This is a genomic window from Candidatus Defluviilinea gracilis (assembly GCA_016716235.1).
GTDB classification, from domain to species: domain Bacteria; phylum Chloroflexota; class Anaerolineae; order Anaerolineales; family Villigracilaceae; genus Defluviilinea; species Defluviilinea gracilis.
The window spans coordinates 235,585-261,444 of sequence record JADJWS010000003.1 but is presented as its reverse complement, the minus strand read 5'-3'; the positions used below and the strand labels follow the sequence as shown (position 1 = coordinate 261,444).

Below are 25,860 nucleotides of genomic sequence, written 5' to 3'. Positions count from 1 at the left end.
ATGCTCACAGTCACCCTGTACTTTCGCAAAGACGACGAACACAGCAACGCGGCAAAAGCCGACTTGCTTTCGCTTCAGGAAAAATTCCCGCACCGGCTGGTAGAAGTGAACGTGGACTCAGACCCCGCGCTCCAAAAGAATTTCGGAGAGAACGCGCCGGTCGTTGAAGTGGGTCCGTACAGTTTGAAACATCCCTTCGACAAACAAAAACTCAGCATGACGCTCGGCGCCGCCTCAGACCGACGGGGACAACTGGACCGGCTTGGACGCGAAGACCACCACGACCGCCTCCGCCGCGGGCAATCCATCAGCGGAGCCGACCGGGTGATGGCTTGGATCTCGCGCCATTATCTGGCAATGTTGAACACCTTCATCCTGTTGTATGTGGGCTTGCCCTTCCTTGCCCCCACGTTTATGAAAATCGGAGCGCCTGTTCCGGCGCAAGTGATTTACACCATTTACAAACCGCTATGCCATCAGTTTGGGTTTCGATCCTTCTTTCTATATGGAGAACAGCCTTACTATCCGCTGGCAGAGGCGGGCATGTCCGGCGTCCGAACCTTCGAGGAGGTCACCGGCATTGTCGGCCTGCGCGACGCGACCAGTTTCGCCCGCTACGATGCGCGCGCCTACATTGGGAATGAATCTGTCGGCTACAAAGTCGCATTATGCGAACGCGACGTGGCGATCTACGGCGCGATCTTGTTGTTTGGCGTGATCTATGCCGCCACAGGACGCCGCATCAAGCCCATCCATTGGATCGTGTGGATCCTCGTCGGCATGGGACCCATCGGCTTGGATGGTTTCTCGCAACTCTTCAGCCAGATCGAGTGGCAATGGCTCGCCAACCTTCTGCCGTACCGCGAAAGCACGCCTATCCTTCGCATCCTCACCGGCGCGTTATTTGGTTTGATGACCGCCTGGTTTGCCTACCCCTACATGGAAGAGTCGATGGCTGAAACGCGGCAATTCTTCATCAAAAAATTCAACTCGATCGAGCAGTCGCAGAAATGATCGACCATGCAAACCATGGAGGGAAGTGATTCGCCATGCCATTCGCCGAAATGAACGGGCTTCGCTATTATCAATTTGAATCGCTGAATACTCGTCACGCCGTATTCACGCGCCACGGCGGCGCCAGCCCGAAACCGTGGGGTTCGCTCAATGTGGGGGGGACTGTGGGCGACGACCTCGACCGGGTCCGCAAGAATCGCCAATTGTCATTCCGCGCCTTAGACCGCGCCCCCGAATCCATCTTTGATGTCTGGCAGGTGCACAGCGCCGACGTGGTGTGCGCCAAAGCCCCCCGCCCGGAAGGCGAATCGGTCCGGCAGGCAGATGTGATCCTCACCGACAAGCCGGAGGTCAGCCTGTTCATGCGCTTCGCCGATTGCGTGCCCATCCTCGCGCATGATCCGCGCAAGGGAGTCGTCGGTGTCGCTCATGCCGGCTGGATGGGAACCCTGCGCGGCGTGGCTGGCTCGCTGGTGAACGCCATGAAAACGAATTACAACTCCAACCCCGCCGATATCGTCGCCTGCATCGGGCCCTCCATCGGGCCCGACCATTACGAGATCGGCGCGGATGTGATCCTGCAAGTGATGCAAAAATTCGGCGACGATTCCGAAATGGTGCTACGCTCGGTTAACGGCAAGATCCATTTCGACCTGTGGAAGACGAACCGAATCCTGCTCGAACAGGCGGGCGTGCAACACATCGAAGTAGCCGGCATTTGCACCGCCTGTCACACCGACGATTGGTTCTCGCATCGCGCAGAAAAAGGTCGCACCGGGCGCTTCGGCGCGTTGATCGCTTTATAATAGACTTTATCGGTAATAAGCCCAAGTTCTTTGATAGGAGGCAGAGGAACGCGGATTAACGCTGATAAAGAAGAAAGAAATCCGCGTCCGAGAAATTATTTCCGATCACGTCTACTCTCGAAAAAAATTAACCGCCAAACCCGCTAAGAATATTTTTCTTTGCATTCTTCGCGCGCTTCGCGGTAGACAATATTGTGACTCTATGAACACTTTAGTTTCCACCATCCGCGAAAAATACCTTCACGCGCTCGACCAGATCGCCACAGCCGCGCGCAAAAGCAACCGCAACCCGGCTGAAGCGCGCCTGGTGGTGGTCACCAAATCACAACCGCTCGAAGTGGCGCAAGCCGCCATCGAAGCGGGCGCGCGCATTCTGGGCGAGAATTATCCCGAAGAAGGTGTCACGAAAATTCAATCCCTCGGCAATCAAACTGGTGTAGAATGGCACATGATCGGTCACGTGCAGAGCCGCAAAGCCCGCCTGGTGGCAGATCACTTCGCACTTTTACACTCACTCGATAGCCTCAAACTTGCCCAACGCCTCAGCCGTTTTGCCGGCGAAGCGGAGCGCATATTACCCGTCCTGCTCGAATTCAACGTGGGCGGCGAAGAGACCAAATCCGGTTGGAACGCCTCAGACGAATCAACATGGGACTCCCTCCTTCCCGAACTTGCCGGTTTGCTCGATTTGCCTCACTTGCGGATTTGCGGACTGATGAGCATGCCCCCGTTGGGAAAAGACGCGGAAGACTCGCGCCGCTTCTTTCGCCAAGTGCGGCGGCTCCGCGACCATTTGGCGGACCAACTCCCCGGCGCGGATTGGAGCGAACTCTCCATGGGCACCAGCATGGACTACGTTGTGGCGGTGGAGGAGGGCGCCACCCTCGTCCGCGTGGGCACGGCTATCGTTGGCGAGCGCAGGCATACATCGGAGGCTGACGCGTCATGGACACCTTGATCGATATCGTCGAATTATTATCCCAACTCCTAACCCTGCTGATCTTTGTTTCCGTCATCCTTTCTTATGTGATGGACCCTTATCACCCGGTGCGGCGCGGCATCGACAACATCATCGAGCCGATGCTCATGCCCATCCGCCGCGTGGTGCCTGCCGCCGGTATGTTCGATTTCAGCCCGATGATCCTGATGCTCTTGATCCAGTTTGCTTCGCGCTTTATCGTTGCCATTCTCACTTCGCTGAGGTAGCCATGTCTGATAAAAAAATAAAACTGCACGATGGTAAGAAAGGCTCCGCGTTGGCGGTGCGGGTCACGCCGCGCGCCAGCCGCAATGAGATCGTGGAGTTGTTGGACGACGGGACGATCAAAGTGCGCATCGCCGCGCCGCCCGCCGATAACGAAGCCAATGAGGCGTTGATCGAATTTCTCTCCGATATTCTCGGGGTGGCAAAAACGCGCCTTGATATTGTGGCGGGGTTTGCGGGGCGCGATAAACTGATCACGGTGCTCGATATGGATACCGAGACCGCCCATTCGCGCATCGTGGCGCATCTGGGATAATGCGATCAAAAGACCTCGCAGGTTTTGCCTGCGAGGTCTTTTTTATTGTCCTCTTGCTAAGCGACTCTTGCTCTGCCACAGAGTCCGCGGAGACCTTTGAGAAAGCTCGCGCGCAACCCGGGTTGTAAGGCGAGATTTATCTCGCCATTCAGGGCGGACTTGAGCAAAAGCGGCGCGAAATTGGCTTACCGACCGTTTTGTTTGCGCTCACAATGTACAGCGATACAACGCCAACTGTTCATCATCATGACTGATCGTTTTGACAAACTCCCAGCCCAAGCGTTCCAATATCCCCACCGCAGACACGGTCGTCGCATAGACGGTCTCATACTCAAGATCGGACGCTAACTTCATCCCCGCGCGAACCAATTCCGTCCCAATGCCGTGACCTCGATGGGACTCAACGACAAGCAATCCTCCCAGCTCAGGCTGATATTCTGGAGCAACGTGGTTTTGCTCGCGCAGGATGATCGTGCCAGCGAGTTGGTCATCCTCGAACGCAACCAGGCGGCAGGGAAGACGGTCACGCGATGTGTCTTCGAGAAAATCCTGCTCTATCTCGGCTTGAGTCCAATCGGCATAATGCTTGTACCATTGGGCGCGGAACAGCGTTGCCAATGCGGGGATGGTTTCGGGATGGTCTGCGAGGAAGGCGATGGCGATCATGGTTTGGGTTCCTGTCGTGGGCAAACCACCCACGAATTTTTCACGAATACCCTGACGGGCACACGTAAACGAATGTGTTTCGTGAATTTGTGGTTTTTATTCGTGGACGGATCGTCTGTGATCACTTCTTGAGTGCATTATCTCGTCCAGATGAGCGCGATCATCTCTTCCCGCGATTTTTCCTCGATCCTTGGTCATGTCTGGTATCTTGCTCCTCATAACACAGTTCTTCTAAAATGGTCGTGACCTGTTACGTTAATTCTTATTGCACGAAAAATTGACCCCGATCGTGTTACTTGTGTGCCCTGCCTGGTCGGTAATTACAACCCCTACCGTCATGTCATATTGTTTTGTGCCGCAACTCCATTGACCGGTTACGACAGCGCCTTTTCTTTGGTTGGCAGACGGGGCAAATGAAACGTCTTTGAGCTTTCCGGTGACCGCCACCGAAGCGCTGACCAGTTGTAGATCGAGGAAATTCGCGTCGCCCTCGCCGTCGTAGAAATAAACATCTATGTAAACGACCAAGCCGCCCGAGGACGCATCATATCGAACTGTCGCATGGTCGATGATGGGAGCAAGCGCGGCAAGCGGTGTGACGGTTGGAGGCGCGGCGACCTCCTGCAGACCAGCCGCGTCTCCGGTGAGGTTGGCATGTTCGCCCCACAGCCAGCATGTGCCCGCGCCGAGGGGATTATCGATCACCCAATAATTCGCGGTTGAACTTTTCCCTACCACCTCTGCCTGTTGACCGATGGTCAACGCGCCGACGATATCGTACTCCACGCCGGGACCAGAGCGGCAGTTCGTATCTGCGCTGACGGTGATCGTTACTTTGGATGGCGTTACCGTGAAAGCGGGGGCAGGCGTGAAGGTCGGTTCGGGCGTGTTCGTCGGCGCGAGGGCGGTTTGTGTCAACGCTTGAAGAAGATTTGCTTGCGCGGTGATGGTCAATGCCAGGTCGGGACCAGGGGTGGGTTCAATGTGAGGTTCGCTGGTAGGCGCGGCGCACGCCGTAAGGATTAAGGTAAAGAGCATGATGAGATACGCCAGGTTCTTTCGATTCATAGGTCTCCTTTAAATCTAATCGGTCTTGTTACAGAAAGCGCAACAAGCCTTATATCATGGAATGATAAGCGCTTCCTAATTTGCGCGATTGGTTTTGAACAAATTGAGACGATGGTACTACCGTACCGCGATGAAAAACCCTCGAATCACACCGAGCTGTGAAGACGGTTTCGCGTAAACAAGTAGATTAAAATTCCACCCACTGCCAATGATGGCAAAACGATCAACCCTGCTTCGGGGCCGAACGCGCCGCCAGTCCACAACTCGGGCCCAGTGACCTCGATGCGCGTCAGGGGATAAATATCCAAGCCTGAGACGGGGAAACCGAACACAACGCCCTCGAAGAAATTCCAGCCGATGTGTAGCCCAATGGGGAGCCATAGTTGTTTCGTGCGGATGTAGCCATAGGCAAGAAAAACTCCCGCAAAGAAGATTCCCGCCGTGCTGACCCACGTTGCGCTGGGGTTTTGAAGATGGAGCAAGCCAAACACGGCGGAGGAAATGATCACGCCCCAAAAAAGATTGAATCCGCTGGCGATGGTTTGCAGATGGTAGCCGCGTGAGAGCAGTTCCTCGTTCCAGCCGACAAAGATGAACACCATGAGGAACGTCAATGTGTTGGCGATGACTGCGTTGATCGGGTCGAATTGCCACGCAAAGCCCTCGAAGGTCAGCCAGCCGAATGCGAACAGCGTTCCGAAGATGAAGATGAATTGGACGAATGTGATGCCGACGCCCGCGAGAATATCTGTCAGCGTTTGATGGTTGATTTTCAGCCCGAGGCTTTCAAAAGATCGTTTATCGAGCCAGCGACGGGCAACATAAATGGACGCCGTCACTGCGGCGAGGTTGAGTATTTGCCCCCAGATCGAATCAGAGGATTGAAAGTCTATATTCAAAATCCCGGCAACGATAAGGGTAATCACACTAAAAATCATGAGCAACAGAGTTTGAAGGATTAGTCTCCACCCTGCGCGCAAGCGCGGCTCATCGGATGCAATGAAGATCCAAGAAAATATATTTCGTTTCGGTTGGGCTTCTTGCGTCATGCGCTTGCGCCTTTCAGGTAGATACCGGTCGGGTCGAGTTCGTCGCGCAGGATGCGGAGTTCGTTCGCGGTGACTGGATCAGTCGTCCCGACGAGCGAAGCGGACTTCAAATCCCAGCCGGTGTTCGCTCTCGCTTCTTCCAACGTTTTGCCTGGGTGCAATTGCGTGAGGATCATCTCGCCTGATTCGTCCGGTTCCAGGATGCCGATGTCGGTGACGACGGCGAGCATCCCGCCGCCGCGCAGACCGGCTTTCTCGCGGTCGCTGCGCCCGCCGATGAATCCAGCCGAGGTCATGAATTCCACTTTTTCGGGGAAGCGGCGTTTTTGATGCGGGGTCATGATGTAACAGCGGTTCGCCCACGCCGCGATCTCTTGCGAGCCGCCCGAGCCGGGCAAACGCACTTTTGGATTTTCGTATCCGCCGATGACGGTGGCGTTGATGTTGCCGAATTTATCAATTTGCGCGCCGCCCATGAAGCCGACGTCCACGTTGCCGCGTTGGAGGTAGTTGGTGAAAATGTCGTACATGCTCACCACAGATAACGCGCCGCTCACGAGGGTTGGGTCGCCGATGGACAGCGGCAGTCGCGCAGGCTCCGCGCCGATCACGCCCGCTTCATAGATCATCACGAGGTTCGGCGCATGAGTGCGCTTGGCAAGGTTGCACGCGAGATTCGGTTGACCAACACCGACAAATACAACATCGCCATCGCGCAACAACCGCGCGGCGTTGATGATCATTAATTCGGATGATGAATATTTTATTTCGCTCATGGTTATCTCTGGCATGTCACCCTGAGCGGCAGCGAAGGGTCTCTACTATCGTGGTAGAGATGCTTCGCTACGCTCAGCATGACATGGTGAAAATGAATGCCTGTCTACGTGTTTACCTGTTTCCGTGTCTACCTGTTTACTCAATACTTCCCATAATTGATTGGCTCGCTCATCAAGTCTGGAACTTCCAATCGCTTGTGAGTCTCCGCGCCGAGTTTTTGCCAATATTCGTTTCGATCATTTACGCCGTACACCCAATCATCCAAATATTGTTTGGTGTATTCAGCCGATTCGCTGACCTTATCCCACGCGAGATAAAACTCGTTGTCGCGGTCATAATATCCCTGCGCGTAACTGGGATGGCACGCAAACGGCACGTGGCACACCGCGCTGACGACGATCTCGGAGATCATCGTGCGGTTCGGGTCGGAGCGGATGACGGATTCGTCCACGATCTCCTCGGCGGTGACGATGACTTTCTTCGCGGCGAACGCGGCTTCCTTCTGCTCACCGATGATTCCCCACAAGTGCGCGTTGCCGTTCGCGTCTGCGCGCTGGACGTGGACGATGGCTACATCGGGTTTCAAAGCAGGCACAACGATCACATCCTTTCCGCCGAATGGATCGGCGATGCGTTTGATATTTGGGTTCGCTTTTTCAAGGTCAGCCGCGCCGGTTTGATTCATCGGCAGGAAGGGCAAGCCAGCCGCCCCGGCTTGCAAGCGTGTGATCATCCCGAAGTGCGAGTATTCCTCCCATTCGAGTTTTCCCTGCTCGATCGCCGAACGCACAATGCGAAGCGACCCAACGCCGGGATTTCCCATGTACGAGAAAATGACTTTCTTTGCGCATCCCGCCGCGACCATTTGGTCGTAGATCAAGTCTGGCGTGGCGCGGGCGAGAGTGAGATTCTTTTTTCCCTGCCGAATGATCTCGTGCCCTGCGGCGAACGGGATAAGATGTGTAAACCCGGCGGCATACACGGTGTCGCCGTCGTTTACGAATTTTGCGATGGCATCGGATAGCGGAAGTACTTTTGTCATTCCTCTTTACCTTTCAAGAAGCGCTTCATCCAGCCGAATCGTCCGCTGGAAGGGGATGGGCGCTTGAGTTGTGAACGAAACAAAAACCCGATCCCAGCCACGAGCACGCCCAGGCAAAACAGATCGAAGCGAGGTTGACCGACGCTGTCGGACAGGATGAAATAGACCAGCATCCCCACCGCGATCATGAGGAAAAACGTGCCGATCCGGTGGATGAGTTCCTTGCGGTTGTAATTCTCAGGCTCGCCCATCGCTAGAACGGCTTTCTTGCAGAAAATAAAATCCTGCGAAACGGGTAAAACACGGGACTACCCGGCATTGCCGCGCGCATCTTCTCGCGGATCGAGTTTATAAATTCATTTTTGTGTTCACCCAGCCGTTCAAAATAGGGGACGAGCGCGGTGCCGGAGATCCATTCGACGACGGCGTCCGCGTCTTCCAACACATGGGCGTATATCTTTTCGAACACGACGATTTTTTCCGCGCCGCAATCGAACAGGATTTGAGCGTACTCGTCAATGGTCAGCACGGGGGCGATGCGTTGAAATCCCTGCAAGATGGATTTGAACTTTTCTTCATCGGCCGTTTCACGATAGATTTGATGCGAGATGTGATTGTGATTCGACGGCGCTTGAATGGCGATCTGTCCGCCGGGGTTGAGCCGCGCGAACAACTGCGGAATCAACGCGGCATGATTCGCGCTCCACTGTAACGCGGCGTTGCTGAAGATCAAATCCCAGTCGCCAGAAAGGGCGGATAAATCTCCCGCTTGGAAAACCAGCCCGCCCCGCGCGAAAGAAGCGGCTTTGTCGAGCATTTGCGGCGATGAGTCCAACCCGGTCACATCGGAGTTGGGAAGCCGGTCTGCCAGTTGACTCGTCAACTCGCCGGTGCCGCATCCCAGATCAATTGCTTTGAGATTCGGGCGCGCATCCACGAGCGCGAGCAGGTCGTAAAACGGCGCGGCGCGTTCAGTTTGAAACTTGTGATACTGATCGGGATTCCAAGGCATAAGCAATTCCTCTCTCCCTGAAAGGGTTTGAGGGCGGACGGGTTTCAAAATTTACCGCCAAGAGCGCCAAGAACGCAAAGAAAGAATTAAAACTTGGCGCCCTTGGCGGGCTTAGCGGTTCAAGAAAGTAAGGCGTGGATCGTTCTTACTTGCGCGATTTCTTTTTGACAACTTTCTTTTTCGCAACTTTTCTCTTCGCAGTTGCTTTTGCCTTCTTAACCGCCGCGTGTTTTACCAGCGTTTGAATCTGTTCGTGCATATACAACTGGGCGTAATAGTATCCGCCGCCGTTTTTGCCGCTTGAGCCGGAGCCTTTCCAGCCGCCGAAAGGTTGGAAGCCGGGCCACGCGCCGGTTGTCGCGCCTTGCGGACGGTTCGCGTACGTCACACCGGCTTGGATGTTATCGAAGAACCACGAAGTTTCTTTGGGCGAACCATAGAACCCGGCGGTGAGACCGTAATTGACATCGTTCGCAATGCCCATCGCTTCATCGAGATTCTTCACCTTGCCGATCGTAGCAATCGGCAGGAACATCTCATGCTTCCACAAGCGATGTTCGAACGGCAGGTTGGTGACGAGGGTCGGTTCGCAGTAATAGCCATAATCGTACATGCCGCCAGACTTGACGTTTCCGCCGGTCAGGAATCGCCCACCCGCCTGGTTGATTTCCTCGGTGAAATTTTTGAACTCGTTGTATGAATTCTGGTTGACCACAGGTCCGATATAGGTGGCGCGTTCGGTTGGGTCGCCAATCACCAGCGAGTCCACTTTTGATTTCAGTTTGGCGAGCAATTCATCGTAGACCGGCTCCTCGACAAAGATGCGCGAAGCGGCGGAACATTTTTGCCCTTGCAAACCGAACGCCGAGCGATATATGCCGGTCGCCGCATCTTCGAGATTCGCATTGCGCGAAACAATGGCGGGATTCTTTCCGCCGAGTTCCAGCACGATCGGGCGGACGTAATTGCGATTCGCAAAATCGCGATACATTTTCATGCCCACGTCGAACGAGCCGGTGAAGGTCGCGCCGTCAACGTCGGGGCTGTCTACCAACGCCTGCCCAACCGTCGAGCCGGGGCCGGTCACAAAGTTGACCACGCCGTTCGGGATGCCCGCGTCGCGCAAACATTCCACATACAAGCGCACGATCCATGCGGTGTCTGATGCGGGCTTGATGACAACTGTGTTTCCTGCCACAAGCGCCGCGCCGGTCGGTCCGCCGGTCAACGCGAACGGGAAGTTGAACGGCGAGATCACCAGCCACACGCCATACGGGCGAAGCACAGAGACGTTCGTCGAATCGAATCCTGTGAGCGGGTCTTTGCCCATCGGTTTGATGAAGCCTTTATTTTCCTCCATCATCTGCGCGGGCCAATACATCAGGTCGGCGGTCTCTTGCACATCGCCAAGAGACTCCATGCGGTTCTTGCCCACCTCAAGAGCCATCGCCGCGCCGAGTTCGAAGATGCGCTTCTCGATCAACGACGCCGCTTTACGCACCAACGCCACGCGCTTCTGCCACGGTGTGTGACTCCATGCGGGGAATGCCTTCCGCGCCGCTTCAATTGCCATGCGGGCGTGAAGCGCGTTACCCTTTTGCAGACGCGCCAGCGTCCAACTGGTGTTGACGGGCGAGTGGTCGTCGAACCTTTCATCCGCGAACACATCTTTGCCGTCAATGAACATCCCATATTCTTTGCCGAGATTTTGTTTTAGTTTTGCGACCGCTTTGTCGAATCCCTCATGCAGCGCCTCAGGCGGATTGAACATCGTGCCGTAGGTAAGTTTGAAACCAGCCATACTTCCTCCATAAATTGTTTGATCGTTATTTGGTTTGGAACTGAGCGTAGTATAGCGTAGGACGTGACACTCGTCAAAGATGGCGTTTGTAATCTTTGTGTAAGGACTTTCTGGTACAAATTGTCAGATGAACAACCCAGAAAAGGAGTTGCCGATGACAACCCGCCTCTTTCTTCCATTACTTCTGGTTGCGGTTATTCTTGCGGCTTGTTCCCCAGCCCAAGCGACCCAACCCTCCGCCGCGCCGCCCAGCGTGGAACTTCCCTCCGCCACCCCGGCGATCATTGCCGAGGGTAGCGCAACCCAGCCTCCCGTCGCCAACGAAGCGCCGACCCAGGCTGTTTTGCCCATTGCCACTTCGCGCGGGCCCGAACTCCACGCCACCGATCCAGCCACAGTGTCGCTGGCTTCGGGCGAATATCAATTTGTCGAGTTTTTTCGCTTTACCTGAAGTACCTGCCGCGCCATGGCGCCCATGGTTCATGGGCTTGAAGCGGAATATTTCGGCAGGATCAAGTTCACCTATCTCGACGCCGACGACCCCAACACACATGGTTTTCAACAAGCGTTGGGCTTTTACTACCAACCCGAAGTCTATTTTCTCGACCCCGCTGGGATCGTTTTGAAAAAATGGGTTGGCTTTACCTCAGAAGAAGATTTTGAGGCGCTATTCGCTCAATATGTACAATGAAAAAGAGAGACCGTCATCTTCAAGGTGACGGTCTCTTTTTTAGTTACCCTGCTTTCTCCATGTGAACCAGATACGCTTCCACCATGAGCAGGTTTTTCTCGCCCGCGCGTTGGATCACACTCAATAACTGATCCATTTTGTTGATCTCTTCCAATTGCTCGTCAATGAACCATTGCAGGAAGTTCTGCGCCAGATAATCGTTTTGCGAAACCGCCATGTCCATGAGGGCTTTGATCTGCTCGGTCACTTCTGTTTCCCACGCCAGCGCGGCTTTCACTGCTTCCTCAGCAGAGGCGAACTTCGGTTTCGGCGATGCAATGGCAGGGATTTGCAATTCCGCCTGCGTGTCGAGGATGTAATGCACGAATTTCATCGCGTGCGTTTTTTCCTCTTCCGCCTGTTCGAAAAACAATTTTGACAACAGCGTCAGTTTCTGCGCGTGGAAGTGACTCGCAATACTCAAATATTGCATACTCGCGCCGAACTCGTTGCCGATCTGGGCGTTGATGGCTTTCGCCAATTCAGGACTGATTAACATGGTTTCTCCTTTTCCAGGGATGTATAACGCCGCCAATCTCGACGATTTGAAATCGGCTGCTCCAGATTTTCTCATTGATTCCATGAGCCCAAATCTGTAATCAAAGTATACAACATTGCTTATAATCAGTACACTGAGTCTTTTTCAAGTTAACTTGCGCCCATTTTTGTACCGGATATCCCGACAGGCTCAGCGCAAGTTTCGCGGAGTAGACGGATTTTCTTCCGTTGATTCCGGGGAAAATCCATGACATCCGTGCGATCTGTGTCCAAAGAGATTGCTCACTGCGACTGTATGAAAGCCATGGTCGCATACTCGAGGCGTTTCGGCATCTACAATGTTTTATAATCGTAGGACTTACAACCAGCACTGCGGCGGCGGCAGTACAACTGCCCGCCAACTGCGTAAGTCCTGACAATCTCCTGGGAGAGACCGTTGACAGTTATCAGCCTGATGACCGACTATGGAATCAAAGACGGCACGGTGGGAGTGATGAAAGGCGTGATCTGGGGCATGTGCCCGACAGCGCAAATCTCTGACCTGAGTCATATGGTTCAAGCTCTAAATATCCACGAAGCCGCGTATATTTTGGAGCGTTCCGTTCCATCCTTTCCCAAGGGTTCGATCCACTTGGTTGCGGTCGACCCAGGCGTTGGCACAAAACGCCGACCAATGGCGGCGCAGATCGGCGACTGGTTCTACGTGGGACCCGACAACGGCGTCATCTCCGGTTTGCTGGATCGCGCAGAAGATTCCGGCTGGAAAACCAAATTTGTGGAACTGAATCGGATTCGATATTGGCTGCCGGTCATCAGTTTTGTGTTCCATGGGCGCGATATCTTCTCCCCAATCGCCGCCCACCTGGCAAACGGAGTGCCGATTGGCGACTTGGGAACGCCGTTGAATGACCCGGTACGGATTGACCTGCCCAAACCCTTCCGCACAGAACATGGCTGGCAAGGCGAGGCGATTTACATCGACAATTTCGGAAATATCTCGACCAACATTCACGCCGAGCATCTGGATACCGCGCTGGAACGGAAAGAATCCATTACAGTCAAAGTATTGGATATTGAGATCAAAGGCATGGTGAATACGTTTGGCGATAGACCGGCAGGCGAAGCGATCGCTTTGATGGGCATCTCAGGCGCCTTGCTCATTTCTGTGGTACATGGCAGCGCGGAACGCGCCCTCGGCATAAAACTTGGCGAAAAAATTATGGTAACGTATTAGGTGATGCGATGAGTCAATCTCCACTGGTGATCGAGAATTTATCCTTTCAATATCGGACCCGCCCGGAAAAGGCGATCGACCATATTTCATTCGATCTGAAACCCGGCGAAATGCTGTTAATTGCCGGGTCGAGCGGGTGCGGCAAGACCACCCTGGCGCGTTGCATCAATGGCTTGATACCGCGCTCCTATAAAGGAGAGCGCGCGGGCAAAGTCCTTTTGCATGGCAGGGATGTTTCCGAGATGCAGATCGCCGATGTGGCGCAGACGGTGGGCACATTGTTGCAAGACCCCGAACGACAGATCGTGGCGAGCAATGTGTTCAATGAGATCGCATTTGGTCCCGAAAATCTCGGCTTGCCGCGCGAGGAAATCCTCGCTCGCGTAGATGCGGCGACGAAGCGGTTGAAAATCGAATACCTGCTCGAGCGCGAAACCTTCCATCTCTCAGGCGGAGAAAAACAAAAGGTCGCGCTGGCAGGATTGCTGGCGATGAACCCCTCCATTCTGATGCTGGATGAACCGCTCGCATCTCTCGACCCTGCGTCTGCTCACGAAGCCCTCGAAGTTTTCCGAAGCCTGGCAGACGAGGGAAAGACGGTCGTGTTGATCGAGCACCGCGTAGAAGACGCCATTGTTGCCAAGCCTGATCGGTTGATGTACCTGGAAGCGGGACAGGTGAAGTATCTCGGACCAATTACCAGTTTGCCGACCGTGATCGATCATCGCGAGGTGAAACTCCCGGCCGAATGGGTAGTGAAGCGGGTGCGGCAGGCGGAGAAAATGCCGCCGAAGGTTGAACCAGCCGCGCGGGAGGAGCGAGGCGAGCCGCTCGTCGTGTTCGAGAACGTGGATTTTCGCTACAGCGACGAATCGCCTCTGATCTTGCACAATGTCAATCTCCAGATCCGTCGCGGCGACTTGATCGCGGTGTTGGGTCCGAATGGCGCGGGGAAGTCTACGCTGGTCAAACATGCCATCGGGTTGCTTAAGCCGACCAGCGGACGCGTGCTCGTGGAAGGCAAAGATACAAACAGTATGAGCGTTGCGCAGATCGCCCATTCGCTTGGGTTTGTGTTTCAAAGCCCCACGCACATGCTGTTCGCGCCGACCGTGCGCGAGGAGTTGGAGTTTGGACCGAAGAATCTGGAGATAGACAGTCTTTCGATTCCGCGGCTGGTTGCTGAAAGTATTCTTACGATGAATTTGAAAGGGTTCGAGGAGTACCCGCCGCTAGGGCTTTCGTTTGGTCAGCAAAAGCGCACGACGATCGCGGCAGTGCTGGCAATGCAATCGAAGATTATGATCATGGACGAGCCGACCGCCGGGCAGGATTATTCGAATTACACGCATTTCATGGAAGCGCTGTGCAAGCCGTCGGAAGGGAGGAGATCGCTGGTTGCCGAAAATTTCGCGGCGACGCTGTTCATCACGCATGATCTCGATCTCGCGGTGACGTATGCCAACCGCGTGTTGTTGTTCGGCGATAAGCATATAGCCGCCGACGGGCAACCAGAAGAGGTGTTGAAGGATTTCGACTTGTTGACGCGCTACCGTGTGCGACCCACGTCGCTTCTTCGCATGAACCTGAGCCTGCTTTCCAAAACCAAGCAGTTTCTCACCGCCGAGGCGCTCGCCGCTTACGCTTGAGGCGTTCCCTGCAACGTTTGCCCATGTGCTGGGTTAATATGAGCGGGTCAGTCCGTTATCCAAATTAATCAAAAGGAGAGAAAGAAATGAACAACAATTCAACTTGGGAATTCGGAACCAGGCAAGTGGTGTACGGCGCCATCGGCGCGGCGCTCTATGGCGCGCTTTCGTGGTTTACGAATTTCCTCGCCATTCCCGCCGCTGGAAATATCTCGTTTCGGCCGGCTGTCGCGGTGTTGATCTTTTTCGGCGTGGCGTACGGTCCGATCGTTGGTTTGCTGGCGGGCTTTATCGGGAATACGATCGGCGACCAGGCTTCGGGCTATGGCTTCTACTGGAATTGGAGCCTCGGCAATGGCTTAATGGGCATGGTGCCGGGCTTGATCATGGCGTCTATTACCGATTTCAAAGCGCAGAGCCAGATCATCAAGGCTGTCGGTTGGGGCGTGCTGGGTATTATCGTCGGAATGTTATTTGCGTCGCTGACCGAAATGATTACCAGCGGAATCGACCTCACCACTGCCATAACGGGCTACTTTGTGCCGACCTTGATCAGCAACACCGTCAACGTTGCCATCTTGTTGCCGATCCTGATGATCGCGTTCGCCGGGATGGCGGCTCGCAGAGGCAGATAACAGAATGCTCGTAACGTGGAAGTACCGCCCGCGCGACACATTCATCCAGCGTTTGGATCCTCGCACCAGGTTTATCGTCCTTCTGTGCACGATCTTCGCATTGACAATACCGGAAATTTGGGATTACCGCTTTATGGTCCCGCTCTTTCTGTTCTCGCTGACCCAGTTCTTATTGGCTCGGATCGAGTGGAAGGATATACGGCGGACCCTTTTCTTTGTGTTCATTCTGGTATTCTTTATTATTGGGTTGAATGGTTTGCTCTCAGGGCGCGGCGGTCCTTCCGCGGCGCTGGACCCCAATTCGCCAATCATTTATCAGGCGTTAATTCCGGGCACAGACTGGGGTATTACGATCACTATTTCGAAGTTATGGTTTGCCCTGACACAGGTGCTTCGCATTCTTGCCATGGCTTTGCCCGCCATGGCAATCCCATATACCCTTGACCCGAATATCTATGGGACTGCGTTCAAGCGCATGGGCGTTTCGGATAAAGTGTCTTTCACCATGGATTTAGCCCTCCGCTTCCTTCCGACATTTTCGCACGATCTCACCATCACAGTGGATGCCCAGCGCGCGCGAGGCTATGAGGTGGAGAAGCTCAAAGGCGGCGTGGTCGAGAAAATTCGCAAACTTGCGCCGTTGATCATTCCCGTCACCATGCAGTCGACGGTGACCGGCGAGGAGGTGATCGACGCCATGGACCTGCGCGCCTTCAACACGGCTCCGCGCACATGGCTCAAGGAATTGCGCTACGCCCCCCGCGATTACTTCATGATCGGGCTGGGGGTTGCGATCTTTCTGGCATGTTGTATCTTGAAGTGGGGTTTTGGAATCGGCGGGTTCTTCGTTCCGGACTTTTTCACGAAGTTTATTTTGGGGTAAATCTAGAAAACGAAAAACGACCTTGCAAGGTCGTTTTTTTCACTCCCTTAAGCCGCGTTACGCAAGATTTTTTTGGCGGAGAGAGTTTCTTGCGCGATTATGGTTGGCGCCCACGAAACTGCGCGAATCAACATTCACTGAAAATAATTGTTGATCCTCACAGAGGAATCAACCTCGATAAATCTCCCCCGCCTCCACGCGGAAGGGGAGCGTGTTTTGCGCGGAGGCGAACACGCAGGTTGCATACGGCGTGAATGCGCACGGCGGACTGTAGGCGTAATTGAAATCCAAAATTAATTTCCCGTTTTTCGGCGCGTCAGTGTAAAGGTACCGGCTGGGCGGATAGGATTCTTTACTGCTGGTGCCGTCTCGAAATTTGACGAATAGTTTCTTCGCGCTTGTTTCGGAGACATCGAGTTTGTAGGTTTTTTCCTCGAAGCGGAACGACACGAACCCGTGTATCTGGTCGTTAACCACGTCGCCCAATGAGTTATCTTGCGGGGAGGCTTTCGGCTGGGGGTAGCGGGTATAGGCGGCGTTGAAGCGGAATTTTTTTTCAATGGGAAACCATTTCAAGGGCGGAAGTTTGAAACGCTCCTCGCGGTCGTTATCCCAAATCCGCATGGAGTATTTTTCCCCATGTTGGTGCACGACCATGCGAAGGTTATTCCATGTGATGAAACTAGGCTTGGGATCTTGGGCTGGCTTGAGGATTGCCTTCTGCGCCGCGCGTCCGTTGACCCTCACATGGATTCCGTTGGCGGGTTGAAAACGGATGGTTTTGCTTGAAACTTCCACCACGCCGAGATAGGTTGGCGCATGTTCCGGGAGAACAACTTCACTCATCGTAGTCGAACCGACCAGGTTCCTGCCTTGTTTGAGTTCGTATAAACCCGCCAGCGCCACCCAGCCGTTTTCGCCGGTCAGCGCGTTGTATTTTTCTGCGCGCCATTGCAGGACTTCTTTTTCATAGGTTGTATCTGCCATGCGGGAAATTATACTGTGAGACATCCCTGAGTAAATTTGCAATTTTGTTATAAAAATCGCCTTTCTCCGAGCATCCTCTGCTTTATTTGGTTTTGTACACTTCTCGCCGATGTTTGACCATATGAACTGTGATGGTTTGCTCCTTGCCGTCGAATGTGTAAAGCGCGCGATAATCCCCCGCGCGTAACTTGAATATCCCCTTGAGAGTACCGGTCAATGGATGATGCGTTGTTTGGTCGAGCCAGCCAGCGGAGCCTTTCCAACACTTGTTGTGCGCCTGATTTGTCGAGTTTTGCAAGTTGGTCGGTGGATTCCTGTGAAAATTTTACGGAGTACATCACCAATTTAGCCCCAACTTATCAGCAACTTCCTTGGCGTCATAAGTAGATGCGCCCTCGCGAACGGCTTTGAGTGATTGACGCAAGGATGCTTCAATCCCATCCTGCGACTCCAGCCCTTCGTCAGGGTCAGACAAAATATCAGCCAGAGTTTGCCGGACGGTCTCTCGAATGATGGAGCGTAATTCGTCAATTGTCAAATCGGAAACTTTATCTCCAAGCATGTTTCACCTCGCTTCCAGTTTACATCACACCGAACAAAAACAGGCTGGGATTTTTCATCTCAGCCTGTTCAGTCTCTAATCTCTGGTCTCTAATCTCTAATCTCTGCTCTTCTATTCCTCCAACGTAGAAATATCTCCCTCCGGCAGTCCCTGCGCCCTCGCCTTCAACACGCGGCGCATGATCTTGCCTGAGCGCGTCTTGGGGAGTTTATCCACAAAGCGGACTTCCTCCGGGCGGGCGATAGGTCCCATGTGGGTGGCGACGTGTTGCCGTAATTCCTCCGCCAGTTCCGGCGAAGCGACTTGACCCGCGCGGAGCATCACGAAGGTGTAAATACCCTGACCTTTGATGTCGTGCGGTAGACCAATTGCCGCCGCCTCCGCGACTGCGGGATGACTCACCAGCGCCGATTCAACTTCGGCGGTGCCGAGCCGGTGGCCTGAAACTTTGAGCACATCGTCCACGCGGCCGATGATCCAGTAGTAGCCGTCGCGGTCACGCTTGGCAGAGTCGCCGGTGGTGTATCTGCCCGGGTTCTTGGACCAGTATTGAGTTACGTAACGATCCGGGTCGCCGTAGATCGTCCTCAGCATGGCGGGCCACGGATTCTTCAACACGAGGTAGCCTTCAGTATCGTCAGGAACAACGGCGCCTTGCTCATCCACGATCTCGGCTTCCTGCCCAAAGAAGGGACGCGTCCCGGAGCCGGGTTTGAGCGGCACGACCGGCGTCGGTGTGATCATGAACGCGCCGGTCTCAGTCTGCCACCATGTGTCAATGATGGGGAGTTTATTTTTGCCGATAACGCGGTGATACCACTTCCACGCTTCGGGGTTGATCGGTTCGCCGACAGTGCCGAGCAGACGTAAGGACGAAAGATCGTGCTTGTCGGGCCACGATTCGCCGAAGCGCATCAGTCCGCGGATGGCGGTGGGGGCGGTGTAGAAGAGCGTGATCCCATAACGTTCGATGCACTGCCACCAGCGATTCGGTTCCGGGTACGCGGGTCCGCCTTCAAAGAGGAAGGAGGTCGCGCCGTTGAGCATGGGCCCGTAGACGAGATACGAATGTCCCGTCACCCAGCCGGGATCGGCAGTGCACCACCAGCGGTCATCGTCGCGCACATCGAAAACATATTTCAGCGTTGAATAGATGCCGACCATGTATCCGCCGTGCGTGTGGACGATGGCTTTGGGCTTGCCGGTGGAGCCGCTCGTGTACAAGATGTAAAGTGTGTCTTCCGCATCCATCACTTCGGTTTCGCATTTGCCTTCGGCAACCGGCTGTTCGAGCAGTTCGTGATACCAATGGTCGCGCCCGGTCTCCATGTTCACATCATTGTTGACGCGTTTCACCACGATCACATTTTCAACGGATGGACAACGCTTGAGCGAATCGTCCACGATCTGTTTGAGTTGCACGATCTTCCCATTTTGGAACGAACCGTCGCAGGTGATGACCAGTTTCGACTGGCTGTCCTCGATGCGGCCCGCGAGCGAATCGACGGAGAATCCGCCGAACACCACCGAATGGATCGCGCCGATCTTCGCGCACGCCAGCATGGCAAAAACAATTTCGGGAACCCGTCCCATATAAATGGTGACGAGGTCGCCTTTTTTGATGCCCATCGCTTTGATGAGGTTCGCCATGCGCGTCACCTCGCGGTTCATGGCGTAATACGAATACGTGCGGTGGTCTTTGCCGTCTTCGCTTTCCCAGATGAGGGCGAGTTTATTTTTGCGATAGGTCTTGAGATGGCGATCGATACAATTATGGACAATATTAACTTTCGCCCCTGTGAACCATTTGAAGAATGGCTTTTTGGAATCGTCCAGCACTTTCTTCCACTTGCCGTACCATTCGAGTTCTTTCGCTTCGGCTTCCCAAAACGCGCGGAAGTCCTTTTTCGCGGAGCGGTTGAGTTTATCCCAATCTTTCAGCCGCGCTTCGGCGATCACTTGCTTGGAAGGATAGAAAACCTCGCCTGTCAATTTCTTCTTCGCGGAAGCAGGTTTGCGACTCTTCGCTTTTGACTTGACAGGTTTGCTTTTTTTTACAGCCATTTCAAACTCCTCTGATTAAGATTTTCATACGCCATTACTCGGGCGTAAAAATGAACTCCCATGCCAGCATGTTCCCAGCGAGGATCAATATCGTCAACAACAATCCTTCCAGTTGAAGCGGTTGAAGCCCGAGAAAGCCTGCGAAACCGGGGAAAATGGCAAAGAACAAAACGAGCGCATAAATGACCGGTACGATCCAGCCGTTCTTTCCATACGCGCCGGTAGGATTCGATCTCTTTGCCGCGCTCATGAGTCGGGCTGAAAAGTAGACTCCCGCTCCAGCCGCCAGCACGAACACGAGTTGCCAAACGAAGGGGTTGTCGCCTCCGACTTGCGCGCCCATGCTCATGAGGGCGGGAATCAGGAAAGAGGCATACACGCCGCCAGCCATGCGCTTCATCGTTTCGTCTTTGAACCATTGAGGTCTATCCTTCACAACGGTCCACCATAGACCCACGAGGGCAAAGCATGTCGCTGAGGTCACTGCGTAAAACGTGTCGGTATCCATGCTTCTCTCTTTGAATAGGATGATTTTATCACCGGCAGGCGCGCGATCCGTCTACTCGTTCGCGCGGATCAACAATACCGGCAGGGGCGAATGACGCACAACGTGATAGGTGATACTGCCCAATAATAACATTTTCGCCTCCGACCGTCCCCGCGTGGTCATGGCGATCACATCCGTTTCCATTAATTCGGCAACTTCAAGAATGGTCTCGGCAACGCCGCCTTGACTCAACAAATAGTTTGCCCGCAGATTTTCGGCTTCCAGTGTTGCGCACATATTCTTCAAATACCTTGCGAGTTTCTTTCTCTGTTGTTGATCCTGCGCGTGTTCCTTTCCGAGGGGCCGCGACGGGGGCGCGAATTCAGGTACTGCGGTTGGAATAACATAGAGCAGAATTAACTCGCTCCCAAACCCTCCAGCGATCATTTTCACATGCGGCAAGATCGCTTCGGCAAAAGGCGATCCATCGAGCGGAACAAGAATCCTACTGTACATTCGATACAGCAATTCCTTTCATGAGACTCTGTACCTGCGATTATAAACCTCGCTGTTATTCAACCCAATCCAAAACTTTTTGCCACGCGCCGGCGAGCGGAAGGAACCACGGGAAGCCGTCGTACAATCCCAGCGGCGCACCGGGGAAATCGAATTGCGCGAACGGATGCTCTTTGATGTTCCCGTTTATCATCGCCTCCGCAACAGTTTTTCCGAGATGCGAAGCCATCGCCACGCCATGTCCCGCATACCCCAGCGAATAAAATACGCCGTCCATTTCGCCGACGTGCGTCATCATGTCGAACGCGAAATCGAGCGTGCCGCCCCAAACAAATTCCACGCTCGCGTTTTTCAATTGCGGATACACGCGAATCATTTCGCGCCGCAGAATCTCCGCGCTGCGCGCGATTGAGTTTTTATTTTCAGGGAAGAACGCCGCGCGCCCGCCGAAGATCATGCGGTTATCCCACAGCCGAAAATAATTCAGATAGTGCAGTGAATCAAAGATCATGCGGTTCTTTGGGCTGAGTTCACTCGTAAGCGCGTCGGATAATTTTTCAGTCGCGATGATGAACGACCCGATTGGGATAATTTTCCGTTGCAGTTTTTTTGTGACGCTTCCCGTGTAGCCCGACGTGCCGACTAAAACTTTTTCCGCTTCGAGGTTGCCTCTTTGTGTCTGGATGAAGAACCGCGTCCCTCGACGGGTGAGACTGGTGACGCCCGCGCGGGCATGGAGCGACGCCCCGGCCTTCTCCGCCGCGCGCGCCAAGCCCGCCACGTATTGCGCCGGGTTCAGCCCGCCGCTGACCTCGTCCACGATGCCGCCGTGATACATCGCCGAGCCGATCTCATCCCTCAACTCATTCGGCTGGACGATTCGCACATTGTGGTTGAACTCCTTCGCCATGAAGTCCACCTCATCGTAAAACGAATCGAAGTGATGAGGCTTGCTCGCCGCGTACAAATGACCGTAACGTTTGAAACCGCAGTCAATGTTTTCTTCTTGCACAACTTGCTCAACCGTATCTACCGAGTCGAGCGAGGCTTGAAATAATTGCTTCGCCAGATCGCGCCCATATTTTTTGATCACGCTTTGCATCGAAGGCTTGAGTCCGGTCAATGTCATCCCGCCGTTGCGCGAACTCGCCCCCCAGCCGATGGTCTCCGCCTCGAGTACCGCAACATTGATGCCGCGTTTTGCCAAAGTTCGCGCGGCGGATAACCCCGTGAACCCTCCGCCAATGACCGCCACATCCACTTTGGAGAGAAGCGGTGTCGCGGCATGTTCTTCGCCGGGCATTTTTGTGGTGGTGTGCCAGTAGATTTGTTGATTCACGCAGACTCCCGGAACGCGGACTTCAGTCCGCTAATTTTCAAGATGCGGACTCAAGTCCGCATTCCTAGTTTAGAATTTTCTTCCAATCCAACTGGTGCAATGTTTTGTGCAAGCGATGGTCGTCGTCCACGATGATGTAGTTGAGATTTGTGAACAACGTCTGCGCAACCTCGCGCGCCGCTTCCAGCGGAACCACGTCATCCCGCGTCCCGTGGATCACGGTGACGGGAACTGAAGCAGGCTGAACGTCGAGGAAAGAACCGAAGGGTTCGCGCAGGAGGGCAGGGGCGAGCAGGATCAACTTCCGCACGCGCGTCGGATTCTTGCATGTGTACACAGTCCCCATGAGGCCGCCGTACGAGGAGCCAATGATCGTCCAATCCGATTTGTTCACAAGGATCGGTTGAAGTTGAATCATGCGCTCCTCGAATGAGCCTTTGAAATCGGGCGTGATCATGCCGGGGAACCACTCGCGGAACTGACGCGCTTTGCCGCTGTTGCTGTCGCTTTCGGAGCCGTGCAGGTAGATGAGGCTTGTGTTATCCATGGTCGGTGGGCGTCCAGCGCTATTGTTTTTCCATCCGCATGAGGATGGCTTGCGTAATCGCGCCGAGAACGAATAACCCTCCCGCAACGAGAGTTTCGGCGGTTTGGCTGAGGCGAAAGAGCGTGGTGGCGTAGATGGCGCCGATCAGGCTCGAGATGACGATCAATGCCCAATCGGTAAACACGCCAATGATAATCGCGCCGATAACCGACCCCACAAAAAAAGGCAGGATGGGAAACGTTAATATGCCCGGTTCGAACCATTCCATGAGCGCGTACCCGCCCGCAAAAAAACCTGAAATATAAAACCCAACAGGTTTGTTGACGATCACCATCCAGGCGGCGAGGATCGCAACCCCAGCCATGAAGGCATACCCCGACCAGGCGGGGAGAGTAGCCGGTAGCTTTGGCGTAAAGCGGAGCGCGACCAGCGCCGCCATGCCTGCGGCGAAAAGAAAGTTAAGTTCGCGGCCGAGAAATAAAATGATCGCGCCGATCACGCCTCGCAAAACCAACATGGCGTTCCTTTCATTGTGCTTTAGTTTTTGATGTTGCGTAGTATCTCGCGGATCTGTAATTGCAAATCGAGCGGGAGGTCCGGCGACATTCTCCGCAAGGCGATGGCTGGTAGTGGGCTCTTGGTCTCTTTCAATATTTGTTGGATAAAATGCAGCGATTCATCGGGTGACGCATTGTGGAGCGCGATCAGGAGTTCCTGCAAGTCGAATTGTAACGCGGCTGGCGAGGCTTTGAAGACCGGCTCCACGATCTCAAAAATGGGCGGCAAGTTGTCGAAATCTGGTGAAGCGATGAGCGGCACGAGCGCTTGCAATCCGTTCGACCACATGCGTTGGCGCGTGGGATACAACCACTCTTTGACTAACACCAGAAACAGACCCGGCGTTTCTTTTCTTAGACGGGTGAGGCTGGTCGTCAGTAAGGCGGCTCGCACCGACGGGTCGCGGATGGCTTGCGTCCACGCGGTGAGGCGGGCGAGCAGGCGTTCTTCTTGCGGCGGGATTCGTCCCAGCAGAAATGCGGCAAGCAGGCGCGTTTCGAGCCAGCCTTCATCCCACAGCGCGTCGGCAAGTTCCAGCGCTTGAATTGGATTCTTTTCCGCAACAGAACTTAATTCCGTTTCAATTTGTCTTAGGACGACTGCGGGTGTTCGATACGTCGGCAAGACTGACGATGGCGCCACGCCCTGACTCCGCAATGTGCGGTTGACGTAGAAATCGAGGATCTCTTTCAGTTCGCGCAAAAAATCCGCTGGCTGGTCGAACAAGTCAGCCAGTTGCGCGGTCTGTTTTTTGAGGCGGGCGAGGTCTATGGCGGGCATGGCGATTTACGATTTACGATTGACGATTTGCGATTGACGATTGGGATACGAGTTACAAGTTACGGGTTGCGCCTGTGCGATTCGTAACTTGTAACTCGTAACTTGAAACTCAGAACTTGAAACTTGAAACACTAATATGCGCGTGCGAAATACACTTTCCTCTTGGAAGGCTTGCCGCAGACGATACACGTCCCTTCTGAATCAGGTTGGTTCATGGGGATGTTGCGCGTGGTAGCTTTGGCTTCCTCTTTCACTTTCGCCTCGCATTCCAGCGACTCGCACCAGTAGGCGAATGCCCATCCGTCGGCGACGATGCGTTTGAGGTCTTCGTAATCCTTGGGCTCGTGGATGTTCGCATCGCGATACTCCGTGGCGCGCTTGAGGAGCGAATCCTGTATCTCACTGAGAAGCAGGATGACCGTCGAGGAAAGACCCGTTTGCGAGACGAAGGTCTTGCCATCCCTGCCGGGCTTGTCGCGACGGGCAAGCGCGACGGATCCTTTTTCCACATCCTTGGGACCGATCTCCACGCGGACGGGGACGCCGCGCATCTCCCAATCGTTGAACTTGAATCCACTGCTGACGTTGTCGCGGTCGTCCATTTTGATGCGGATGCCAGCGGCTTTGAGTTCGGTGAAGACGCGGTCGGCGACTTCCATCACTTTGGTTTTCTCGGCGTCGTTCTTGAAAATGGGAACGACAACGGCTTGGATGGGCGCGAGGCGGGGAGGCAGGACGAGACCTTGATCGTCGCCGTGCACCATGATCATCGCGCCGATGATGCGGCTCGAGATCGCCCATGAAGTTGTTTCGGCAAATTGGAGTTCGTTGCCCTTGTCGAGGAATTTGATGTCGAACGCCTTTGCGAAGTTCGTGCCGAAATAATGCGACGTGCCAGACTGCAACGCGCGTTTGTCCCACATCATCGCTTCGATGGATGTGGTGATCTGCGCGCCGGGGAAACGTTCCGATTCGCTCTTGGGACCTTTGAACACGGGGATCGCGGCTTCCTCGAGACAGAACTTCTCGTAGATGTCGAGGATGCGATACATCTCTTCCAGCGCTTCGTCCGCGTCCGCGTGCGCGGTGTGACCTTCATGCCAATAGAATTCTGCCGTGCGCAGGAAAAGTTTCGTGCGAATTTCCCAGCGCATCACCGAACCCCACTGCACGATCAAGATGGGCAGGTCGCGCCACGATTTGACCCATTTCGAATACATGTATCCGATGATGGTCTCGGACGTGGGGCGCACGACCAGTTTCTCTTCCAATTCTTCGCCGCCGCCGTGCGTGACGACCGCGAGTTGAGGCGAGAATCCTTCCACGTGTTCTTTTTCTTTTTCAAAGAACGACAGCGGAATCAACGTGGGGAATGCCGCGTTGACGTGACCCGTCTTTTTGAATTCGCCATCAAGCCAGGATGTGATGTTCTCCCACAGCGCCCAGCCGTAGGGTTTGACGACCATACATCCGCGCACGGGAGAATAATCTGCAAGGTCAGACTTTACAACGAGTTGGTTGTACCATTCCGAAAAGTCTTCCGCGCGGGTGGGTAGTTTATCTTCAGCCATTTTGTCCTCTTTTATGTTTACCTCGGTGGTCGAGTAGGGCGAGTGTTTTTCTCGCCCGTATCGAG

General features: G+C 54.4%; 31 protein-coding genes. 11 read left to right on the top strand and 20 right to left on the bottom strand.

Features of this window, described 5'->3' with window-relative positions:
* The 5 genes from IPM31_15095 (at window position 1) to IPM31_15075 (ending at window position 3,340) form a co-directional block, all read left to right on the top strand.
* Entirely contained in the window at window positions 1-1,014 is a 1,014-nt protein-coding gene (locus IPM31_15095; GenBank protein ID MBK9008309.1) for a DUF2085 domain-containing protein, read from the top strand.
* Window positions 1,015-1,049: 35 nt separating this feature from the next.
* Window positions 1,050-1,820 (top strand): peptidoglycan editing factor PgeF, encoded by a 771-nt coding sequence (pgeF, locus tag IPM31_15090; protein ID MBK9008308.1) that lies wholly within the window; start codon window positions 1,050-1,052, stop codon window positions 1,818-1,820.
* 202 nt (window positions 1,821-2,022) lie between these two features.
* Window positions 2,023-2,778 (top strand): YggS family pyridoxal phosphate-dependent enzyme, encoded by a 756-nt coding sequence (locus IPM31_15085; GenBank protein MBK9008307.1) that lies wholly within the window; start codon window positions 2,023-2,025, stop codon window positions 2,776-2,778.
* Entirely contained in the window at window positions 2,766-3,026 is a 261-nt protein-coding gene (locus IPM31_15080) for a YggT family protein (protein ID MBK9008306.1), read from the top strand. The genes IPM31_15085 and IPM31_15080 overlap by 13 nt, the downstream gene beginning before the upstream one ends.
* Window positions 3,027-3,028: 2 nt before the next feature.
* The gene (locus IPM31_15075) at window positions 3,029-3,340 is read left to right on the top strand and encodes a DUF167 domain-containing protein (GenBank protein MBK9008305.1); all 312 of its coding nucleotides are present in this window, start codon (window positions 3,029-3,031) and stop codon (window positions 3,338-3,340) included.
* A gap of 207 nt (window positions 3,341-3,547) precedes the next feature.
* On the opposite strand, the gene IPM31_15070 is transcribed toward IPM31_15075, so the two are convergent.
* The 8 genes from IPM31_15070 to IPM31_15035 all read right to left on the bottom strand — a co-directional run bounded on the left by IPM31_15070 (window position 3,548) and on the right by IPM31_15035 (window position 10,755).
* Window positions 3,548-4,006: a GNAT family N-acetyltransferase gene (locus IPM31_15070; GenBank protein ID MBK9008304.1), complete on the bottom strand. Its 459-nt coding sequence runs from the start codon at window positions 4,004-4,006 to the stop codon at window positions 3,548-3,550.
* A 255-nt stretch (window positions 4,007-4,261) separates the two neighbouring features.
* Complete coding sequence (locus tag IPM31_15065; protein MBK9008303.1) at window positions 4,262-5,074, bottom strand: hypothetical protein; 813 nt, start codon at window positions 5,072-5,074, stop codon at window positions 4,262-4,264.
* Window positions 5,075-5,220: 146 nt separating this feature from the next.
* Window positions 5,221-6,123, bottom strand: coding sequence for a CPBP family intramembrane metalloprotease (locus tag IPM31_15060; protein ID MBK9008302.1), 903 nt, complete (start codon window positions 6,121-6,123; stop codon window positions 5,221-5,223).
* Window positions 6,120-6,866, bottom strand: coding sequence for a CoA-transferase subunit beta (locus IPM31_15055; protein MBK9008301.1), 747 nt, complete (start codon window positions 6,864-6,866; stop codon window positions 6,120-6,122). Before IPM31_15055 ends, IPM31_15060 begins: the two co-directional genes overlap by 4 nt.
* Before the next feature lie 173 nt (window positions 6,867-7,039).
* Window positions 7,040-7,942, bottom strand: a complete 903-nt coding sequence (locus IPM31_15050) for a CoA transferase subunit A (GenBank protein ID MBK9008300.1) — start codon at window positions 7,940-7,942, stop codon at window positions 7,040-7,042.
* Window positions 7,939-8,193, bottom strand: coding sequence for a hypothetical protein (locus tag IPM31_15045; protein ID MBK9008299.1), 255 nt, complete (start codon window positions 8,191-8,193; stop codon window positions 7,939-7,941). The genes IPM31_15050 and IPM31_15045 overlap by 4 nt, the downstream gene beginning before the upstream one ends.
* A gap of 2 nt (window positions 8,194-8,195) precedes the next feature.
* Entirely contained in the window at window positions 8,196-8,954 is a 759-nt protein-coding gene (locus IPM31_15040; protein ID MBK9008298.1) for a methyltransferase domain-containing protein, read from the bottom strand.
* 145 nt (window positions 8,955-9,099) lie between these two features.
* Window positions 9,100-10,755: an aldehyde dehydrogenase family protein gene (locus tag IPM31_15035; protein ID MBK9008297.1), complete on the bottom strand. Its 1,656-nt coding sequence runs from the start codon at window positions 10,753-10,755 to the stop codon at window positions 9,100-9,102.
* 154 nt (window positions 10,756-10,909) lie between these two features.
* On the opposite strand from IPM31_15035, the gene IPM31_15030 reads away from it, so the two are divergent.
* The gene (locus tag IPM31_15030; protein ID MBK9008296.1) at window positions 10,910-11,206 is read left to right on the top strand and encodes a hypothetical protein; all 297 of its coding nucleotides are present in this window, start codon (window positions 10,910-10,912) and stop codon (window positions 11,204-11,206) included.
* Window positions 11,207-11,221: 15 nt separating this feature from the next.
* On the top strand, window positions 11,222-11,446 hold the full coding sequence (locus IPM31_15025; GenBank protein MBK9008295.1) for a hypothetical protein: 225 nt from the start codon (window positions 11,222-11,224) through the stop codon (window positions 11,444-11,446).
* A 43-nt stretch (window positions 11,447-11,489) separates the two neighbouring features.
* Here the strand turns inward: IPM31_15025 and IPM31_15020 are convergent, their stop codons facing one another.
* Window positions 11,490-11,984, bottom strand: a complete 495-nt coding sequence (locus IPM31_15020) for a ferritin (protein ID MBK9008294.1) — start codon at window positions 11,982-11,984, stop codon at window positions 11,490-11,492.
* A 435-nt stretch (window positions 11,985-12,419) separates the two neighbouring features.
* Here IPM31_15020 and IPM31_15015 point away from each other — a divergent pair, with 435 nt between their 5' ends.
* From IPM31_15015 to IPM31_15000, 4 genes are all read left to right on the top strand, one after another.
* Entirely contained in the window at window positions 12,420-13,217 is a 798-nt protein-coding gene (locus IPM31_15015; protein ID MBK9008293.1) for an SAM-dependent chlorinase/fluorinase, read from the top strand.
* Window positions 13,218-13,225: 8 nt separating this feature from the next.
* The gene (locus IPM31_15010; protein MBK9008292.1) at window positions 13,226-14,866 is read left to right on the top strand and encodes an ABC transporter ATP-binding protein; all 1,641 of its coding nucleotides are present in this window, start codon (window positions 13,226-13,228) and stop codon (window positions 14,864-14,866) included.
* A gap of 86 nt (window positions 14,867-14,952) precedes the next feature.
* On the top strand, window positions 14,953-15,501 hold the full coding sequence (locus IPM31_15005; protein MBK9008291.1) for an ECF transporter S component: 549 nt from the start codon (window positions 14,953-14,955) through the stop codon (window positions 15,499-15,501).
* Between the two features lie 4 nt (window positions 15,502-15,505).
* Window positions 15,506-16,384: an energy-coupling factor transporter transmembrane protein EcfT gene (locus tag IPM31_15000; protein MBK9008290.1), complete on the top strand. Its 879-nt coding sequence runs from the start codon at window positions 15,506-15,508 to the stop codon at window positions 16,382-16,384.
* A gap of 168 nt (window positions 16,385-16,552) precedes the next feature.
* Here IPM31_15000 and IPM31_14995 read toward each other — a convergent pair whose 3' ends face one another.
* The 11 genes from IPM31_14995 to IPM31_14945 form a co-directional block, all read right to left on the bottom strand.
* Window positions 16,553-17,371, bottom strand: a complete 819-nt coding sequence (locus IPM31_14995; GenBank protein ID MBK9008289.1) for a DUF1684 domain-containing protein — start codon at window positions 17,369-17,371, stop codon at window positions 16,553-16,555.
* Window positions 17,372-17,453: 82 nt separating this feature from the next.
* On the bottom strand, window positions 17,454-17,669 hold the full coding sequence (locus IPM31_14990; protein ID MBK9008288.1) for a type II toxin-antitoxin system RelE/ParE family toxin: 216 nt from the start codon (window positions 17,667-17,669) through the stop codon (window positions 17,454-17,456).
* Window positions 17,670-17,708: 39 nt separating this feature from the next.
* Complete coding sequence (locus IPM31_14985; protein ID MBK9008287.1) at window positions 17,709-17,933, bottom strand: hypothetical protein; 225 nt, start codon at window positions 17,931-17,933, stop codon at window positions 17,709-17,711.
* Between the two features lie 111 nt (window positions 17,934-18,044).
* Window positions 18,045-19,997 carry an acetate--CoA ligase gene (gene acs, locus IPM31_14980; protein MBK9008286.1) on the bottom strand — a complete coding sequence of 651 codons (1,953 nt, stop codon included), beginning with the start codon at window positions 19,995-19,997 and terminating at the stop codon, window positions 18,045-18,047.
* A 34-nt stretch (window positions 19,998-20,031) separates the two neighbouring features.
* A complete protein-coding gene (locus IPM31_14975) occupies window positions 20,032-20,505 on the bottom strand; it encodes a hypothetical protein (GenBank protein MBK9008285.1) in 474 nt (157 codons plus the stop codon).
* 51 nt (window positions 20,506-20,556) lie between these two features.
* Entirely contained in the window at window positions 20,557-21,000 is a 444-nt protein-coding gene (locus IPM31_14970) for a universal stress protein (GenBank protein MBK9008284.1), read from the bottom strand.
* Between the two features lie 55 nt (window positions 21,001-21,055).
* Window positions 21,056-22,339 (bottom strand): FAD-binding oxidoreductase, encoded by a 1,284-nt coding sequence (locus IPM31_14965; GenBank protein ID MBK9008283.1) that lies wholly within the window; start codon window positions 22,337-22,339, stop codon window positions 21,056-21,058.
* A 64-nt stretch (window positions 22,340-22,403) separates the two neighbouring features.
* The gene (locus tag IPM31_14960; GenBank protein ID MBK9008282.1) at window positions 22,404-22,886 is read right to left on the bottom strand and encodes an alpha/beta fold hydrolase; all 483 of its coding nucleotides are present in this window, start codon (window positions 22,884-22,886) and stop codon (window positions 22,404-22,406) included.
* 19 nt (window positions 22,887-22,905) lie between these two features.
* Window positions 22,906-23,403 carry a hypothetical protein gene (locus tag IPM31_14955; protein ID MBK9008281.1) on the bottom strand — a complete coding sequence of 166 codons (498 nt, stop codon included), beginning with the start codon at window positions 23,401-23,403 and terminating at the stop codon, window positions 22,906-22,908.
* 20 nt (window positions 23,404-23,423) lie between these two features.
* The gene (locus IPM31_14950) at window positions 23,424-24,224 is read right to left on the bottom strand and encodes a DNA alkylation repair protein (GenBank protein MBK9008280.1); all 801 of its coding nucleotides are present in this window, start codon (window positions 24,222-24,224) and stop codon (window positions 23,424-23,426) included.
* Between the two features lie 131 nt (window positions 24,225-24,355).
* Window positions 24,356-25,795, bottom strand: coding sequence for a proline--tRNA ligase (locus IPM31_14945; GenBank protein MBK9008279.1), 1,440 nt, complete (start codon window positions 25,793-25,795; stop codon window positions 24,356-24,358).
* Window positions 25,796-25,860: the final 65 nt, after the last annotated feature.

What these genes read in the sequence shown, in the direction of transcription:
- IPM31_15095 (MBK9008309.1), top strand. Translation starts at nt 1, where the DNA reads ATGCTCACAGTCACCCTGTACTTTCGCAAAGACGACGAACACAGCAAC.
- pgeF (MBK9008308.1), top strand. Translation starts at nt 1,050, where the DNA reads ATGCCATTCGCCGAAATGAACGGGCTTCGCTATTATCAATTTGAATCG.
- IPM31_15085 (MBK9008307.1), top strand. Translation starts at nt 2,023, where the DNA reads ATGAACACTTTAGTTTCCACCATCCGCGAAAAATACCTTCACGCGCTC.
- IPM31_15080 (MBK9008306.1), top strand. Translation starts at nt 2,766, where the DNA reads ATGGACACCTTGATCGATATCGTCGAATTATTATCCCAACTCCTAACC.
- IPM31_15075 (MBK9008305.1), top strand. Translation starts at nt 3,029, where the DNA reads ATGTCTGATAAAAAAATAAAACTGCACGATGGTAAGAAAGGCTCCGCG.
- IPM31_15070 (MBK9008304.1), bottom strand. Translation starts at nt 4,006, where the DNA reads ATGATCGCCATCGCCTTCCTCGCAGACCATCCCGAAACCATCCCCGCA.
- IPM31_15065 (MBK9008303.1), bottom strand. Translation starts at nt 5,074, where the DNA reads ATGAATCGAAAGAACCTGGCGTATCTCATCATGCTCTTTACCTTAATC.
- IPM31_15060 (MBK9008302.1), bottom strand. Translation starts at nt 6,123, where the DNA reads ATGACGCAAGAAGCCCAACCGAAACGAAATATATTTTCTTGGATCTTC.
- IPM31_15055 (MBK9008301.1), bottom strand. Translation starts at nt 6,866, where the DNA reads ATGATCATCAACGCCGCGCGGTTGTTGCGCGATGGCGATGTTGTATTT.
- IPM31_15050 (MBK9008300.1), bottom strand. Translation starts at nt 7,942, where the DNA reads ATGACAAAAGTACTTCCGCTATCCGATGCCATCGCAAAATTCGTAAAC.
- IPM31_15045 (MBK9008299.1), bottom strand. Translation starts at nt 8,193, where the DNA reads ATGGGCGAGCCTGAGAATTACAACCGCAAGGAACTCATCCACCGGATC.
- IPM31_15040 (MBK9008298.1), bottom strand. Translation starts at nt 8,954, where the DNA reads ATGCCTTGGAATCCCGATCAGTATCACAAGTTTCAAACTGAACGCGCC.
- IPM31_15035 (MBK9008297.1), bottom strand. Translation starts at nt 10,755, where the DNA reads ATGGCTGGTTTCAAACTTACCTACGGCACGATGTTCAATCCGCCTGAG.
- IPM31_15030 (MBK9008296.1), top strand. Translation starts at nt 10,910, where the DNA reads ATGACAACCCGCCTCTTTCTTCCATTACTTCTGGTTGCGGTTATTCTT.
- IPM31_15025 (MBK9008295.1), top strand. Translation starts at nt 11,222, where the DNA reads ATGGCGCCCATGGTTCATGGGCTTGAAGCGGAATATTTCGGCAGGATC.
- IPM31_15020 (MBK9008294.1), bottom strand. Translation starts at nt 11,984, where the DNA reads ATGTTAATCAGTCCTGAATTGGCGAAAGCCATCAACGCCCAGATCGGC.
- IPM31_15010 (MBK9008292.1), top strand. Translation starts at nt 13,226, where the DNA reads ATGAGTCAATCTCCACTGGTGATCGAGAATTTATCCTTTCAATATCGG.
- IPM31_15005 (MBK9008291.1), top strand. Translation starts at nt 14,953, where the DNA reads ATGAACAACAATTCAACTTGGGAATTCGGAACCAGGCAAGTGGTGTAC.
- IPM31_15000 (MBK9008290.1), top strand. Translation starts at nt 15,506, where the DNA reads ATGCTCGTAACGTGGAAGTACCGCCCGCGCGACACATTCATCCAGCGT.
- IPM31_14995 (MBK9008289.1), bottom strand. Translation starts at nt 17,371, where the DNA reads ATGGCAGATACAACCTATGAAAAAGAAGTCCTGCAATGGCGCGCAGAA.
- IPM31_14985 (MBK9008287.1), bottom strand. Translation starts at nt 17,933, where the DNA reads ATGCTTGGAGATAAAGTTTCCGATTTGACAATTGACGAATTACGCTCC.
- acs (MBK9008286.1), bottom strand. Translation starts at nt 19,997, where the DNA reads ATGGCTGTAAAAAAAAGCAAACCTGTCAAGTCAAAAGCGAAGAGTCGC.
- IPM31_14975 (MBK9008285.1), bottom strand. Translation starts at nt 20,505, where the DNA reads ATGGATACCGACACGTTTTACGCAGTGACCTCAGCGACATGCTTTGCC.
- IPM31_14970 (MBK9008284.1), bottom strand. Translation starts at nt 21,000, where the DNA reads ATGTACAGTAGGATTCTTGTTCCGCTCGATGGATCGCCTTTTGCCGAA.
- IPM31_14960 (MBK9008282.1), bottom strand. Translation starts at nt 22,886, where the DNA reads ATGGATAACACAAGCCTCATCTACCTGCACGGCTCCGAAAGCGACAGC.
- IPM31_14955 (MBK9008281.1), bottom strand. Translation starts at nt 23,403, where the DNA reads ATGTTGGTTTTGCGAGGCGTGATCGGCGCGATCATTTTATTTCTCGGC.
- IPM31_14950 (MBK9008280.1), bottom strand. Translation starts at nt 24,224, where the DNA reads ATGCCCGCCATAGACCTCGCCCGCCTCAAAAAACAGACCGCGCAACTG.
- IPM31_14945 (MBK9008279.1), bottom strand. Translation starts at nt 25,795, where the DNA reads ATGGCTGAAGATAAACTACCCACCCGCGCGGAAGACTTTTCGGAATGG.